The organism is Micromonospora sp. NPDC048898 (assembly GCF_043198035.1).
Taxonomy (GTDB): domain Bacteria; phylum Actinomycetota; class Actinomycetes; order Mycobacteriales; family Micromonosporaceae; genus Micromonospora.
On record NZ_JBICUF010000001.1, the window covers coordinates 565025 to 579914 of the forward strand.

Consider the following 14890-nt stretch of genomic DNA (forward strand, 5'->3'; position numbering starts at 1 on the left):
CCATGGGCCTGGACGCGATCAAGGCGGCCCTGCCGGAGTACGCCAAGGACATCAAGCTCAACCTGGGCTCCACGGTCGGCACCTCGACACTGACCCCGACGCAGACCTGGGGCACCGCGCTGGCCTGTGCGGTCGCCGCCCGCAACCCGGTGGTGCTGCGGGAGATCGCGGCCGAGGCACTTGGGCACCTCGGGCGGGAGGGTGTCGAGGCGGCCAAGGGCGCCGCCGCGATCATGGCGATGAACAACGTCTACTACCGGGCCAAGCACCTCATCGGCGACGACCAGTACGCCTCGATGCCGGCCCGTCTGCGGATGCAGATCATCGCGCGGCCCGGCGTGGACAAGGGCGACTTCGAACTCTGGTGCCTCGCCGTGTCGGCGATCACCGGCTGCGGCGTGTGCCTGGAGTTGCACGAGAAGAAGCTGCGGGCCGGCGGCCTCACCCGCGAGCAGGTGCACGAGGCGCTGCGGATCTCCGCCGTGGTGCACGCCGCGGCGGTCACCCTGGACGCCGAGGCCGCCCTCGCCTGAGCAGGTACGCCCCGACGTGCCGACACCGCACCTCGCGGCGTCGGCCCGCCGCCGCATCTCGCGGCCCGCGACCCGCCGCCACACCTCACGGCCCGCGACCCGCCGCCACACGTCGCGGCCCGCGACCCGCCGCCGAGCCTCGGCCCGCCGCCGTTTCCGGCCCCCGACGGCCGGGTAGCTCCTGCGGGGACGACGTACCCGCCTACGCCGAGACGATCGGCGACAGTCAGGAGTGAACGGCATGGACAGCATCGATCCGCACGCCACCCACGCCGGGCCGGACCCGCTGCGCGGCGGCGACCAGGGTGCCGTGCCCGGCGGCGCGCCGACCGGCACGTTCGACCCCTGGCGGTACCGGGACCAGGCCGGGGTGGCCGACGCCGACCTGGTCGGCTACAAGGTCGAGGCCAGTGACGGCGGAGTCGGCAAGATCGACAGTGCCAGCCACGAGGTGGGCGGCAGCTACCTGGTGGTGGACACCGGCCCCTGGATCTTCGGCAAGAAGGTGATGCTGCCGGCCGGCACCGTCAACCAGGTCGACCACGACCAGCGCACCGTTTCCGTCGACCGGACCCGGGACCAGATCAGGGCCGCCCCGGAGTACGACGAGAGCAGCCACAGCGACCCGAGCTACCGGGATCAGTTGGGCGGCTACTACGACGAGACGTACGGCGCCCTCCCGCCGGGCACGGCCCGGTAACTGTTCGCCCCGACGGCCGGTGGGGTGCGGCCCCGCCGGCCGTTACCGTGTGCACGTGGACGCCATCGACGACAGCCGCCAGATCTCGTTGCCCGCCACCTTCAACTTCCGGGAGGTCGGTGGCTACCTCGGCCACGGCGACCGACCCGTACGCCGGGGCCGGCTCTTCCGTTCCGACTCGCTGCACCGCCTCACCGAGCAGGACCAGGACGCGTTCGCCGCGATCGGGATCCGCACCGTCATCGACCTGCGCCGCCCCAGCGAGGTGCAACGGGACGGCCGGGTGCCGGCGTACCAGGGGCTGACCTACCGGAACATCCACCCGGAGCACGACGACTGGGCGGGCACACCGCACGAGGAGGGTGCCAGCCTGGCCCGTTACCTCGCGGACCGGTACGCCGACCTGGCCCAGACCGGCACCGCCGGGCTGGCCGAGGCGGTCGGGCTGATCGCCGACTCCGCGAACGCCCCGGTGGTGGTGCACTGCGTCGCCGGCAAGGACCGCACCGGCATCGTCTGTGCGCTGACCCTCGCCGTGCTCGGTGTCGACGACGCGGACATCACGGCGGACTACGCGCTCAGCACCGAGGCGTCGGCCCGGTTCAGTGCCTGGCTGAAGGCCACCAGCCCGACCAGCGGGGACGTGCCGGCGCCGTTCCTGGCCTCGCCCGCCGAGGCGATGCAGATCTTCCTCGACGAACTACGCGAGGGGCACGGCTCGATCGAGGCGTACCTGCGGCACGCCGGGGTGACCGACGAGCAGCTCGCCGCGCTCCGCGACCACCTGCTCGACGAGCCGACCGAGGCGTAACCCGCCGAGGCGCAGCCCGCCCAGGCGCAGCCCGCCCAGGCGCAGCCGACTGTGCCGGCCCGTCCGGTGGGGACGGGCCGGCCAGCCACGTCGGTCAGAGGACGCGCTGCACCCAGCCGTACTCGTCGGCGGTCTTACCACGCTGGATGTCCATCAACTGCTCACGGAGGGTCATGGTGACCCGGCCGGGCTCGCCGCCGCCGACCAGGAACTCGCCGTCCGGGAAGCGGACCTGACCGATCGGGGTGACCACCGCGGCGGTGCCGCAGGCGAACACCTCCTTCAGGCGTCCGCTGGCCGCGTCGGCCTGCCAGTCGGCGAAGCTGACCGGCCGCTCCTCGACCCGGTGCCCGGCTGCCCCGGCCAGCGTGAGGACCGCGTCGCGGGTGATGCCCGGCAGGATCGTGCCGGTCAGCGGCGGGGTGACGATCGAGTTGTCGTCGTAGACGAAGAAGACGTTCATGCCGCCCAACTCGTCCACGAACCGGCGCTCCACCGCGTCCAGGAAGACGACCTGGTCGCAGCCGGCCTCGATCGCCTCGGCCTGGGCGGCCAGCGACGCGGCGTAGTTGCCGCCGCACTTGGCCGCGCCGGTGCCACCGGGTGCGGCCCGGGTGTAGTCGGGTGAGACCCAGACGGTGACCGGCTTGACCCCACCGCTGAAGTACGACTCGACCGGCGAGGCGATCACCATGTAGAGGTATTCGTTGGCCGGGCGGACGCCGAGGAAGACCTCGCTGGCGAACATGAACGGCCGCAGGTAGAGGCTGCCGTCCGCGCCGGTGGGGATCCAGTCCCGGTCGATCTCGATGAGCCTGTGCAGCGAGTCGACGAACACCTCGGGCGGCAGCACCGGCATCGCCATCCGCTGCGCCGAGGTGACGAAGCGGGCGGCGTTGGCATCCGGCCGGAACATCGTCACGCCACCGTCGGCCGTCCGGTACGCCTTCAACCCCTCGAAGATCTCCTGCGCGTAGTGCAGCACCGCGCTGGCCGGGTCCATCGGAATCGGGCCGCGCGCCTCCACCCGGGCGTCGTACCAACCCTTGCCCTCGGCGTAACGCACGGTGACCATGTGGTCGGTGAAGACGCGGCCGAACCCGGGGTTGGCCAGCAGGGCGGCCCGATCGGCGGCCGATACCGGCGCGGGATTCGGACGGATCTCGAAGTCGAGCATGTCACCACCGCTCATCGCGCTGACCTCCCTGCGGGACAACGGCATGCGGGACCGCACACCGTATGGGCTGTGCCAGAAACTTACCCCGAACGGTCGTTCAGCGGGTAACGCCACCCGGGCGGGAAAGGGTGCCCGGCCAGGCCGATGCCGGGCCGGTCAGGCTACGGCGTGGGCGGCGAGCCGGTCGCCGACCTCTTCGGTACGCAGCGCCACACCCGGAGTACGGCTGGCCAGCTCGGCGGCGACCGCGGCGTTGACCCGGGCGGCGGACTCGCCGTGCCCGAGCTGCTCCAGCAGGAGCGCGGCGGAGAGCACGGCGGCGACCGGGTCGGCGATGCCTCGCCCGGCGATGTCCGGCGCGGAGCCGTGCACCGGCTCGAACATCGAGGGGTACGCGCCCTCGGGGTTGATGCAGCCACTGGCCGCCAACCCGATCCCACCGGTGACGGCGGCGGCGATGTCGGTGAGGATGTCGCCGAACAGGTTGTCGGTGACCACCACGTCGTAGCGCTGCGGCTGGGTGACCAGGAACATGGCGGCGGCGTCGACGTGCTGGTACTCGGTGGCGATGTCCGGGTGCTCGGCGGCGACCACGTCGAAGGTGCGCGACCAGAGCGAGCCGGCGTGGGTGAGCACGTTGGTCTTGTGCACGAGGGTGACCTTGCGCCGCTCGCGGCGGCCGGCGCGGGCGAACGCGTCGCGGATCACCCGCTCCACGCCGTGCCGGGTGTTCAGGCTCTCCTCCGTGGCGACCTCGGCGGGGGTGTCCCGGTGCAGCGAACCACCGGCCCCGGCGTAGAGGCCCTCGGTGCCCTCGCGCACCACCACGAGGTCGACCTCGCCCGGCTTCACGCTGCCCAGCGGGCCGGCGACCCCGGGCCAGAGGCGGGAGGGACGCAGGTTGACGTACTGGTCGAAGGCGAACCGGAGCTTGAGCAGCAGCCCCCGCTCGAGCACACCCGGTGGGACCGTCGGGTCACCGACCGCGCCGAGCAGGATCGCGTCGTGCCCGGCCAGCTCGGTCAGCACCGAGTCGGGCAGGACCTCTCCGGTACGGTGCCAGCGGGCCGCGCCGAGGTCGTACTCGGTGGCCTGCACGTCGGGCAGCACCGCGTCGAGGACCTTGCGGGCCTGCGCGACCACCTCGGGCCCGATGCCGTCCCCGGCCACCACCGCGATCCGCGCCACGACCGCACTCCTCTGCTCAACGGTTCCGTTCTGGGCAACGGTACGTTGCCGTCCCGCTTCCCGGTACGCTACGTCCAATATCTGGGAAGGCGTAATGCACAGCAGCCTCTCAGCTGGGATTCATGAGCCGATCATGTGGGCTGCCTACCCTGGTGGTCGGCGGGTCGCGGGGGCCCGTCCACCACTGGCCGCGACGACGCGGCGCCGAGTGCGAGGGGGCAGGTGCGATGCGCATCGACGAGCAGCCGCGGACCCGCTGGCCGGACCCGTCGGCGTTCCGCAACCGCCGGCCCGACCTTCGCCTCGGCAGCCGCCGGCACCGCATCGACCCGGCCGGCGCCACCGAGGGCCGGATCGCGGTGCAGCACACCGTCCGCACGGCGACCGCCGAATACACCCTGCTCCTCAACGCCCCCGAGTGGCTCGGCCGCCGGGGCGTGGGTGAGGCCCTGCGGGACAGCGTCGCGGAGCTGCGCGCCATCGACCTCACCTACGGCCCCAACCGGCCGGAGAGCCTGGTCTCCCGGCTACGTCGGGGCGAGATCAGCCCTGACTCGTACCCTCCGCTCGCCGACCTGGTGGACCGCTGCGCGGCCATGCGCGCGGCCACCGACGGGTGGTTCGACGCCTGGGCGGTGCCCGGCGGCTTCGACCCGGGGGGCCTGCTCGGTGGCTGGGCGGTGGAACGCGTCGCGCAGAGGCTTCGGGCCGCCGGCATCCACGACTACGCCGTCGTCACCGGGGCCGACCTCGTCGTCCGTGGCCACGCACCGCACGGCGGGCCCTGGCGGGTCGCCGTGCACCACCCGACCGCAGCCGAGCGCGCGCCACTGGTGCTGGAGATGACCGCCGGCGCGATCGGCACCTCCGGGGTGAGCGGACGGCAGGGGCACGTGGTGGACCCACACACCGGCGAGCCGGCCAACCAGCTCGTCGCCGCCACCGTCGTGGGCCCCGACCTGACGATCGCCGACGGCTACGCCACCGCGCTCTACGCCGCCGGCCCCACCGGCCTGGCGTGGTTCCGCGGCAACTCCGACTATCGCGCGCTCTTCGCACACCGTCGCTGAGCACACCAGCGCGAAGCAGACCGGCGCTGGGCACACCAGCGCCGCATCGAGCCCGTCTCACCGCGGCGCTCCGGCCCGATTCGCACCTCGGTCGCCCGCTGCCGGCGGACACACCGCCTCGGTGGTCGACGACCGGTCGGGCTTGCGATCGGCCCCCACGCTCTCGGCAACGACCGTGGGGGCCGATCAGCGACGAGTGCGCGTGGCTCGCACAATCGAGGGGTGCGGACCGGTCGGGTCGGACGTCGACCGCGTCACCCGAAGACGGGCCGGCGCCTCGCACTCGGCCAGTAACCGCAGTACGTACGCTAGCGAATCGACGCAACTCGACGCAAGAGTCTCTACACCGGACCGTCGTGACGGGAGACCCCGGGCCTCGGCGGTTGACCGGCGGTGAGGCAGTTTCGACATGGTGAACGGCGGATGGCACGCTATCCGCCGTGAGTTTCGATCTGAGCGTGTGGGCCCTGGAGGACGGGGCGACGCCCGAGGACGTACGGACAGCGGTCGACGGTTGCCGACAGGGGCGACACGTGGACCGTTACCCGGACCCGCGGGTGGTCGGCTTCTACCGGGCGATCACCGCCTCCTATCCGGACCGCCACCCCGGCGCGGACAGCCCGTGGGCGGTGGCTCCACTGCACGCCGCCCACGACCATGTCGAGCTGAACCTGCACCCGACCTGCGCGGACCAGGTGCTACTGGACATCGAGCGGTTGGCCGGCGAGCACGGGCTGATGCTCTTCGACCCGCAGGACGGCTCGGTCTACCCGCCCCCGGCCCGACTGCCCGGCTGATCGACCCGACTGACCGGCCGCCCAGGTGGCCGGCCGATCGGCTGCCCGGCGGTGCGGGCCGGCTGATCGGCTGCCCGGCCCGGCGGGCCGGCTGATCGACCCGGTGCGGGGTTCGGCCCCCACCCCGGGGTACGACGAAGGGGCCCAGCGGATCGCCGGGCCCCCCTGCCGCGTGCCGTGGACTACTCGCGAAGGTCGGCGGCGCTGGCCGCGGTGGCGCCGATCGAGTCGGCGGCCGAGGTGAGCAGGTCGGCACCGAGCGCCTGGTCGACGGTGAGCGTCATCAGCGTCTCGCCGCCCGCCTCACGCCGAGCCACCTGCATGGCGGCGATGTTGATGCCCGACTCGCCGAGCAGGGTGCCGACCGTGCCGACGACACCGGGCCGGTCCGCGTAGCGCAGGAAGAGCAGGATGCCCTCGGCGCCGATCTCCACGTCGAAGCCGTCCACCTCGGTCAGCTTGAGCACGTCGCGAGCACCCGAGTGGGTGACGGTGCCGGAGACACTCACCGTCCGGCCGTCCGGCAGGGCGCCCCGTACAGTGACCAGGGTGGGCTGCTCGGCCGTCTCGGCCAGGGTCGCCAGGGCGACCTCGACGCCACGCTCGGCGGCCAGGTGCGGGGCGTTGACGTAGGTGACCTGCTCCTCGACGACCGAGCTGAACAGGCCCTTCGTCGCGGCGAGCTTGAGCACCGACACGTCGTGCGCGACGATCTCGCCACGGACCTCGACCGTGACGCTCGCGGCGACGCCGCCGGCGACCGCGGTGAACGCCCGGCCGAGCTTCTCGGCCAGCGGCAGCAGCGGGCGCACGTCCTCGGCGACCACGCCGCCGGCCTGCACGTTGACCGCGTCCGGCACGAACTCGCCCTGCAACGCGAGCTTGACGCTCTTGGCCACGGCGAGACCGGCCTTGTCCTGCGCCTCGTTGGTGGAGGCGCCCAGGTGCGGGGTGGCCACCACGTTGTCGAAGGCGAACAGCGGCGAGGAGGTGCACGGCTCCTTGCTGTACACGTCGATGCCGGCACCGGCGACCCGACCCTCGGCGATGGCGTTCGCGAGCGCCTGCTCGTCGACGAGGCCACCACGGGCGGCGTTGACGATGCGAACGCCGGGCTTGACGATCGCCAGCTCCTTCTCACCGATCAGGCCCACCGTCTCCGGCGTTTTCGGCAGGTGGATGGAGATGAAGTCGCTCTCCCGCAGCAGCTCCTCCAGACCGACCAGGCGGACGCCGAGCTGCGCCGCACGGGCCGGCTGGATGTACGGGTCGTACGCGATCAGCCGGGTGCCGAACGCGGCGATGCGCTGTGCGAAGAGCACGCCGATGCGACCGAGCCCGACCACGCCGACGGTCTTGCCCTGCACCTCGACGCCTGTGTACTTCGACCGCTTCCACTCCCCCGCCTTGAGCGCGGCACTGGCGCTCGCGGTGTTGCGGGCGACGGCGAGCAGCAGCGCGACGGCCTGCTCGGCGGCGGAGACGATGTTGGAGGTGGGCGCGTTGACGACCATCACGCCCCGCGCGGTGGCGGCCGGCACCTCGACGTTGTCCAGCCCGACACCCGCCCGGGCGACCACCTTGAGCCGCGGCGCGGCGGCGACCGCCTCCGCGTCGATCTGGGTCGCGCTGCGCACGATGACGGCGTGGGCCTCGGAGAGCGCCGAGAGCAGGGCCGGACGGTCGGTGCCGTCGACGTGCCGGACGTCGAAGTCGTGGGCGAGCACCTCGATGGCGGCGGGGGCGAGTTCTTCGGCGATCAGTACGACAGGATTCATCGGTCCTCGTAGAGGTCGTGTTTGCGATCGGCGCGGCGGCCGGGCGCCGCACTGCGCCCTGCGCTGATCCGTGCCGTGGCCGTCAGGTGCCTGCTGCTGCACCTACAGGCGATCGTAGGGGCCGGGCCGGGCGGCGTGTTCTGGTCTGTGGGGTGAGTGCCCTCACACGCCCGGTCGAGCGACGGACATCGACCGTTCACCTCACCGAAACGGTCGCGCCCGCAAGACGCCGGCCGCCAACGCCGCACGTAGTTGCGCACGGGCGCGTCGACCGCCCGCGCGCCCACAAACGCCAAGATCCGCGCAAGATCAGGGAAACAGCTGCCTCCTGCGGGCCCCGAGGGGCCACCATCCCTGATGTTGCGCGGATCTCGGCGCGGGCTCGGGCGCGGGACTCGGGCGCACGGGGGCGCCTGGACAGGCGCCGGCCCGGTCGCAGCGGGGAGAGCCGCCGGCCCGGGCGCGGCGCTGGGGAGAGCGCCGGCCCGGGTCCGGTAGGAGTTGTCGTCCGGACCGTCAGGCGGTCTCGGTGATCGGGCGGTCGACCCAGCTCATCATGCCGCGCAGCTTCTTGCCGGTCTCCTCGATCGGGTGCGCCGCGCCCTCGGCCTGCCACTTGGTGAAGTTGGGCCGGCCGGCCTCGTCCTCGGCGACCCACTCGCGGGCGAACTCGCCGGACTGGATCTCACTGAGGATCTTGCGCATCTCGTCCTTGACCCGGGAGTCGATGATGCGGTGGCCGCGGGAGAGGTCGCCGTACTCGGCGGTGTCGGAGATGCTGTAGCGCATCTTCGCGATGCCGCCCTCGTACATGAGGTCGACGATCAGCTTCAGCTCGTGCAGGCACTCGAAGTAGGCGACCTCCGGGGCGTAGCCCGCCTCGGTGAGCACCTCGAAGCCGGTCTGCACCAGCGCCGAGGCACCGCCGCAGAGCACCGCCTGCTCGCCGAAGAGGTCGGTCTCGGTCTCCTCGGTGAAGGTGGTCTTGATCGCGCCGGCGCGGGTGCCGCCGATGCCCTTGGCGTACGCGAGGGCGAGGGCGAACGCGTTGCCGCTGGCGTCCTGCTCGACGGCGACGAGGCAGGGCACGCCCTTGCCGTCGGCGTACTGGCGGCGGACCAGGTGCCCGGGGCCCTTCGGCGCGACCATCGCCACGTCCACCTCGGCCGGCGGCTTGATCAGGTCGTACCGGATGTTGAAGCCGTGGCCGAAGAAGATCGCCTTGCCCGGGGCGAGGTGCGGGGCGATCGACTCCGTGTAGATGGAACGCTGCGCGGTGTCCGGTGCGAGCACCATGATCACATCGGCCTCGGCGGAGGCCTGCGCCGGCGTGAGAACCCGGAAGCCCTGCTCCTCGGCCTTGGGACGGCTCTTCGAGCCCTCCGGCAGACCGATCACCACGTCGACGCCCGAGTCACGCAGCGACAGCGCGTGGGCGTGACCCTGGCTGCCGTAGCCGATCACCGCGACCTTCCTGGCCTGGATCAGGCCGAGGTCGGCATCGTCGTCGTAGTACACCTCAACGCTCATGAGAACTTCCCTTTCGTACGACGGCCGGGACGGCCCGTCGTGGTCTGTGCGGATGGGTTCGGTCACGGCCCACCGGGGCCGACCGGTGGCGGTCAGGCGGCCCGCAGCGCGGGCCCTGCGGTGATCGAACGCGAGCCGCGCCCGATCGCCACCAGCCCGGACTGGACCATTTCCTTGATGCCGAAGGCTTCGAGATCGCGCAGCAGCGCGTCGAGCTTGTCCGGGGTGCCGGTGGCCTCGATGGTCAGCGTGTCCGGTGCGACGTCGACGACCCGGGCGCGGAACAGGTTGACGGTCTCCAGCACCTGGGACCGGGCGGACCGGTCGGCGCGCACCTTGACCAGCAGCAACTCCCGGGCGACCGAGACCTGCGGGTCCAGCTCGACGATCTTGAGCACGTTGACCAGCTTGTTGAGCTGCTTGGTGACCTGCTCCAGCGGCGACGACTCGGCGTTGACCACGATGGTGATCCGCGAGACGTCCGGGTTCTCGGTCTCGCCCACGGCGAGACTGTCGATGTTGAACCCGCGCCGGGAGAACAGGCCGGAGACCCGGGCGAGCACGCCGGGCTTGTTCTCCACGAGGACGGAGAGGGTGTGCATGGTCATGCCACGCCCTCGCTTCGCTCGGTCGTGCCACGACCGTTGACAGGGCTGAGCTTGCTGATTCGTTCGCTGAGCTCACTCATGCCACGGCCTCGCTTCGCTCGGTGGTGCCACGACCCTGGGCAAGGATTCGTTCGCTGTGCTCACTCATGTCAGATGTCATCCTCGTCGAAGGTCGGGCGGACGCCACGGGCGAACATGATCTCGTCGTTGCTGGTGCCGGCGGCGACCATCGGCCAGACCATCGCATCCTTGCCGACCACGAAGTCGATCACGACCGGAGCGTCGTTGATCTCCATGGCGGCGGCGATGGTCTTGTCCACGTCGTCGGCATTCTCGCAGCGCAACCCGACGCAGCCCAGCGCCTCCGCGAGCTTGACGAAGTCGGGAATGCGGTGCTTGTGCGTGCCGAGGTCGGTGTTGGAGTAGCGCTCGTTGTAGAACAGTGTCTGCCACTGCCGGACCATGCCGAGATTGCCGTTGTTGATGACGGCGATCTTGACCGGGATGCCCTCCAACGCGCAGGTGGCCAACTCCTGGTTGGTCATCTGGAAGCAGCCGTCACCGTCGACCGCCCAGACCACCGTGTCCGGCTTGCCGACCTTGGCGCCCATCGCCGCCGGCACCGCGTAACCCATGGTGCCGAGGCCGCCGGAATTCAACCAGGTGTACGGCTTCTCGTAGGAGATGAACTGGGACGCCCACATCTGGTGCTGGCCCACCCCGGCCACGAAGATCGCATCCGGGCCGACGATCTCGCCCAGCCGCTTGATCACGTACTGCGGCGAGAGCGTGCCGTCCGACGGCTCCTCGTAGCCGAGCGGGTAGCGGTTGCGCAGGTCGTCCAGCTGCGTCCACCAGTCACCCAGATCGGTGGTACGCCCCGCTGACCGCTCGACTGTCACCGCGGCGATCAACTCGTCGATGACGTGCTTGGCGTCCCCGACGATCGGCACGTCCACGTGCCGGTTCTTGCCGATCTCGGCGGGGTCGATGTCCGCGTGGACCACCGTCGCGTCCGGGGCGAACGAGTCCAACTTGCCGGTGACCCGGTCGTCGAAGCGCGCGCCGAGAGCGACGATCAGATCCGACTTCTGCAGGCCGTAGACCGCGGCGACCGTGCCGTGCATGCCGGGCATGCCCAGGTGCTGCCGATGCGAGTCGGGGAACGCGCCGAGCGCCATGAGCGTGGTGATGACCGGGATGCCGGTCAGCTCGGCCAGTTCACGCAGCCCGTCCGTGGCACCGGCCTTGAGCACCCCGCCACCGACGTAGAGCACCGGCCGGCGGGCGGCGGCAATCAGCCGGGCCGCCTCCCGGATCTGCTTGCCGTGCGGGTGCAGGGTGGGCCGGTAGCCGGGCAGGCCCAGGGTGGGCGGCCAGGTGAAGGTGGTCGGTGCCTGGAGCACGTCCTTGGGGATGTCGACGAGCACCGGGCCGGGCCGACCGCTGCTGGCCAGGTGGAACGCCTCGGCCAGCACCTGCGGGATCTCCTCGGCGTTCTGGACGAGGAAGTTGTGCTTCGTGATCGGCAGGGTGATCCCCTGGATGTCCGCCTCCTGGAAGGCGTCGGTGCCGATCATCGGTCGGGCCACCTGCCCGGTGATCGCCACCATCGCCACCGAGTCCATGTACGCGTCGGCGATCGGGGTGACCAGGTTCGTCGCGCCCGGCCCGGAGGTGGCGATGCACACGCCGACCTTGCCGGTGGCCTGCGCGTACCCGGTCGCCGCGTGCCCCGCGCCCTGCTCGTGCCGGACCAGGATGTGCCGGACGGAGGAGTCGTAGAGCGGGTCGTACGCCGGCAGGATCGCGCCGCCCGGAATGCCGAAGACGACGTCGACGTCGAGCGCCTCGAGGGACCGCACGAGCGAGCCGGCCCCGGAGACCTGGGCCGGAGCGGATGGCCGTACCGCCGGGGCGGCCGGGGTGGCCGCGGGACGCACGGCGGCCGGGTCGACGTCGACTGTCGGGTCGGCGGCCGCGCGGGCTCGGCGGGCGGAGTGGGCGAGGGTCTCGGGCGTGGGTCTCGTCATGGCGGTTCTGGCCTTCGGCTGGAGTGGCTGGTGGCTAGTCAAGCGATGCGACACGGGCGGGGCCCGCCTCGCCAGGTTCCGATGGCAATAAAAACGGCCCTCGTGCAGATGCACGGGGCCAGCGCACTCTCAATCAGGGAGAGTGCGCTCAGGTAAGTACTCGCAGCGACCGGTACGACGACATGCGGCTAAGCCTGACGCATCTCACGCGATGAGTCAACTGCTCCCACATGTTGGTCAACGGACGTCGGCGCGTCGCCCGGCGACGCGCCATCGGCAGGCGGCGTGACCTGTGCGTACCCACCCGGGACCCGGCGTGGCGCGGGCGGTGACGCGGACCGCGCGCCCGGTGACGTGGCCGCCTCCAGCATCGCTTCCAGGTGCTCGGCCGGCACCCCCCAGCCGAAGAGTGCGCCCTGGCCGAACCGACAACCGGCGGCCACCACCGCGGCCAACTCGGTCGGCGCGGTCACCCCCTCGGCGATCACCTCCAGCCCCAACTGGTGGCCCAACCGCATCACGATGTCGACCATCGGGGCGAAGGCCGGGCCGTCCTGGTCGACCGGCCGGACCGGCTCGTGCTCGGCCACCAGGCTGTGGTCGATCTTCAGGATGTCGATCGGCAGCCGGCGCAGCTGCCCCAGCGACGAGTAGCCGGCCCCGAAGTCGTCGAGCGCGATCCGCACGCCGGTCAACCGCAGCGCGGTCAGCCGCCGGATCAGCTCGTCCAGGTCGGTGGCGACCGCGTGCTCGGTGACCTCCAACACCAGCCGCTGCGGCGGCACGTGGTGGGCGCGCAGCGCCTCGGCGACCTGGACCACGTACGCGGGGGCGTGCAGCTCGTGCGGGGAGACGTTCACCGACACCCAGACGTCGTGGCCGTCCGCCAGCCAACGGGAGAGCTGGTAGCAGGCCTGGTGCAGCACCCAGGCCCCCAGCGGGGCGATCATGCCGCACTCCTCGGCGAGCGGGATGAACTCGTCCGGACCGACGTTGCCCAGCTCGGGGTGGTGCCAGCGCAGCAGCGCCTCCGCGCCGACCGGCCGCACCGACGGCAGCGACGCCACCGGCTGGAAGGCCAGCCGCAGCTCGTCGCGCTCGATGGCGCCCCGCAGCTCGTGCTCCACCGTCGTGCGTCGGCGCAGCAACTTGTCGTACGCGGCGTCGTAGCGTTCGATCCGGTTCTTGCCGCGCTGCTTGGCGTAGCGCAGTGCCAGGTCGGCGTGGCGCAGCAGCAGCTCCACGTCCGGCTCGCCGGCCCACCCGGCCACCCCGATGCTCACCGACAGGAAGACCGGCCCCTCCGGCTCGTCGTACGGCCGGTTGAGCACCCCGAGCAGCCGCTCGGCGACGCGGTCCGCCTCGGCCGGCTGACCCTGCATGAGGACGGCGAACTCGTCGCCGCCCAGTCGGGCGGCCACGTCGCCGGGGCGCAGGTTGCTCCGGAGCCGCCGGCCCACCTCGGCCAGCACGGCGTCGCCCACGTCGTGGCCACGCATGTCGTTGACGTTCTTGAAGCCGTCCAGGTCGAGACCGAGCAGCACGCACGGAGTGCCCGCCGCGGCGGCGGCGTGCAGTGCGCGCAGCAGCCCGCGCCGGTTGCCCAGTGCGGTCAGCGGGTCGGTGTGTGCCAGCTCGCGAAAGTGCGCCTCCCGCTCGACCAGGCGGCCCGCGTACTCCCGGACATCGCGAAGAGTGAGGTATTGCCGCGCCACCAGGGCGAAGCCCTCCACGCTGGCGGCCACGACGCCCGGCGCGGTGAAGCGACCGTCCTGGGCGAGGTGGTGTATCGCCGAGGCGGTCATCGCGATCATCGGGGCGATCCCGTACTCGCCGTCCCGACTGATCAGGTCGGCCTCGGCTCGCCCCGGCCGGTCGGCCCAGTGCGCGGCGAGCGCGACGGCCAGCAGACCGGCGGCGAGCACCGCCGCACCGGTCAGCGCCATGGTCGGCCCGGCCTGGCAGAGCCCGGCGCTGAGCCCCATCCCGCCGCAGGTGACCGCGCTGATGCCGAGGCCCAGCGCGGTCAGTCGCCGGCGTAGCGCAGCCCGGAAGATGACAGTCGCGGCGAGGCCGGCTCCGAGCGCGGCACTCACCGTGGCCACCAGGATCGCCGGGCAGGCCATCGGGGTGGCCATGCCGAGCAGACGGGTGGGCTCGGAGAAGAGCACCCAGCCGACGAACCACAGCGCCGCCGCCACGACCAACCCGTCCAGGGCGAGCCGGGCCCTGCCCGCCGCGGTGGCGGCCACACCCGGCAACCAGAGCAGGCCGGCGGCGAAGGCCAGCCCACTCACCGTCGTGCCGATCGCCACAGCTGTCGCCCAGCCCGTGCGCTGCCCCTGCTCGGCGGCCCAGTGGTGGTTGGCGCTGAGCGCGGCGACCACCCCGGCCAGCAGGCTGAGCAGGGCGACCCCGGCGGCCACCGCGAGCAGCACGTGTGCCGGCCGACGTGGGCCCACCCGCCGCCCGGCGGTCACGGTCAGCAGCACGGCGGCGGCAGCGGCGACGAGCCCGCTGAGCGCCGCGACAGCGACCATGCCCGGGGGGATATGCACGTCTCCAAGAGTGCCGGATCGGCGCGCGCCTTGGGGGGCTGGGTGTGCATCTGTTGGGACACGGCGCATACGAGGGAGGGTTGGCGCGGCGATGGTGTCATGCTGAT

General features: G+C 72.1%; 12 protein-coding genes. 5 read left to right on the forward strand and 7 right to left on the reverse strand.

Going from position 1 to position 14890, the window contains the following annotated elements; genetic code table 11:
* Nucleotides 1-2: 2 nt before the first annotated feature.
* The 3 genes from ACGFIQ_RS02700 to ACGFIQ_RS02710 all read left to right on the forward strand — a co-directional run bounded on the left by ACGFIQ_RS02700 (nt 3) and on the right by ACGFIQ_RS02710 (nt 2044).
* A complete protein-coding gene (locus ACGFIQ_RS02700; protein WP_393238127.1) occupies nt 3-533 on the forward strand; it encodes a carboxymuconolactone decarboxylase family protein in 531 nt (176 codons plus the stop codon).
* Nucleotides 534-774: 241 nt separating this feature from the next.
* The gene (locus ACGFIQ_RS02705) at nt 775-1233 is read left to right on the forward strand and encodes a PRC-barrel domain containing protein (RefSeq protein WP_393238129.1); all 459 of its coding nucleotides are present in this window, start codon (nt 775-777) and stop codon (nt 1231-1233) included.
* A 55-nt stretch (nt 1234-1288) separates the two neighbouring features.
* On the forward strand, nt 1289-2044 hold the full coding sequence (locus tag ACGFIQ_RS02710; RefSeq protein ID WP_393238133.1) for a tyrosine-protein phosphatase: 756 nt from the start codon (nt 1289-1291) through the stop codon (nt 2042-2044).
* Between the two features lie 94 nt (nt 2045-2138).
* On the opposite strand, the gene ACGFIQ_RS02715 is transcribed toward ACGFIQ_RS02710, so the two are convergent.
* Both ACGFIQ_RS02715 and ACGFIQ_RS02720 read right to left on the reverse strand, forming a co-directional pair.
* Nucleotides 2139-3236 (reverse strand): branched-chain amino acid aminotransferase, encoded by a 1098-nt coding sequence (locus tag ACGFIQ_RS02715; protein WP_393238136.1) that lies wholly within the window; start codon nt 3234-3236, stop codon nt 2139-2141.
* A 141-nt stretch (nt 3237-3377) separates the two neighbouring features.
* Nucleotides 3378-4409: a 3-isopropylmalate dehydrogenase gene (locus ACGFIQ_RS02720; protein WP_393238139.1), complete on the reverse strand. Its 1032-nt coding sequence runs from the start codon at nt 4407-4409 to the stop codon at nt 3378-3380.
* 227 nt (nt 4410-4636) lie between these two features.
* On the opposite strand from ACGFIQ_RS02720, the gene ACGFIQ_RS02725 reads away from it, so the two are divergent.
* A complete protein-coding gene (locus ACGFIQ_RS02725) occupies nt 4637-5479 on the forward strand; it encodes an FAD:protein FMN transferase (RefSeq protein ID WP_393238142.1) in 843 nt (280 codons plus the stop codon).
* Between the two features lie 440 nt (nt 5480-5919).
* Nucleotides 5920-6276 (forward strand): hypothetical protein, encoded by a 357-nt coding sequence (locus tag ACGFIQ_RS02730; RefSeq protein WP_357071530.1) that lies wholly within the window; start codon nt 5920-5922, stop codon nt 6274-6276.
* A gap of 182 nt (nt 6277-6458) precedes the next feature.
* On the opposite strand, the gene serA is transcribed toward ACGFIQ_RS02730, so the two are convergent.
* The 5 genes from serA to ACGFIQ_RS02755 all read right to left on the reverse strand — a co-directional run bounded on the left by serA (nt 6459) and on the right by ACGFIQ_RS02755 (nt 14765).
* Nucleotides 6459-8054 (reverse strand): phosphoglycerate dehydrogenase, encoded by a 1596-nt coding sequence (gene serA, locus ACGFIQ_RS02735; RefSeq protein ID WP_393238145.1) that lies wholly within the window; start codon nt 8052-8054, stop codon nt 6459-6461.
* A gap of 516 nt (nt 8055-8570) precedes the next feature.
* Complete coding sequence (gene ilvC, locus ACGFIQ_RS02740; RefSeq protein ID WP_393238147.1) at nt 8571-9584, reverse strand: ketol-acid reductoisomerase; 1014 nt, start codon at nt 9582-9584, stop codon at nt 8571-8573.
* Nucleotides 9585-9676: 92 nt separating this feature from the next.
* Complete coding sequence (gene ilvN, locus ACGFIQ_RS02745) at nt 9677-10192, reverse strand: acetolactate synthase small subunit (RefSeq protein ID WP_088946549.1); 516 nt, start codon at nt 10190-10192, stop codon at nt 9677-9679.
* Nucleotides 10193-10341: 149 nt separating this feature from the next.
* The gene (locus ACGFIQ_RS02750; RefSeq protein ID WP_393238151.1) at nt 10342-12225 is read right to left on the reverse strand and encodes an acetolactate synthase large subunit; all 1884 of its coding nucleotides are present in this window, start codon (nt 12223-12225) and stop codon (nt 10342-10344) included.
* Nucleotides 12226-12413: 188 nt separating this feature from the next.
* Complete coding sequence (locus ACGFIQ_RS02755; protein ID WP_393238154.1) at nt 12414-14765, reverse strand: putative bifunctional diguanylate cyclase/phosphodiesterase; 2352 nt, start codon at nt 14763-14765, stop codon at nt 12414-12416.
* Nucleotides 14766-14890: the final 125 nt, after the last annotated feature.

Bases quoted from the DNA above. Each gene is read 5' to 3' on its own strand.
- ACGFIQ_RS02700 (WP_393238127.1), top strand. From the start codon at position 3: ATGGGCCTGGACGCGATCAAGGCGGCCCTGCCGGAGTACGCCAAGGAC.
- ACGFIQ_RS02750 (WP_393238151.1), bottom strand. From the start codon at position 12,225: ATGACGAGACCCACGCCCGAGACCCTCGCCCACTCCGCCCGCCGAGCC.
- ilvC (WP_393238147.1), bottom strand. From the start codon at position 9,584: ATGAGCGTTGAGGTGTACTACGACGACGATGCCGACCTCGGCCTGATC.
- ACGFIQ_RS02705 (WP_393238129.1), top strand. From the start codon at position 775: ATGGACAGCATCGATCCGCACGCCACCCACGCCGGGCCGGACCCGCTG.
- ACGFIQ_RS02755 (WP_393238154.1), bottom strand. From the start codon at position 14,765: ATGGTCGCTGTCGCGGCGCTCAGCGGGCTCGTCGCCGCTGCCGCCGCC.
- ACGFIQ_RS02725 (WP_393238142.1), top strand. From the start codon at position 4,637: ATGCGCATCGACGAGCAGCCGCGGACCCGCTGGCCGGACCCGTCGGCG.
- ilvN (WP_088946549.1), bottom strand. From the start codon at position 10,192: ATGACCATGCACACCCTCTCCGTCCTCGTGGAGAACAAGCCCGGCGTG.
- serA (WP_393238145.1), bottom strand. From the start codon at position 8,054: ATGAATCCTGTCGTACTGATCGCCGAAGAACTCGCCCCCGCCGCCATC.
- ACGFIQ_RS02715 (WP_393238136.1), bottom strand. From the start codon at position 3,236: ATGAGCGGTGGTGACATGCTCGACTTCGAGATCCGTCCGAATCCCGCG.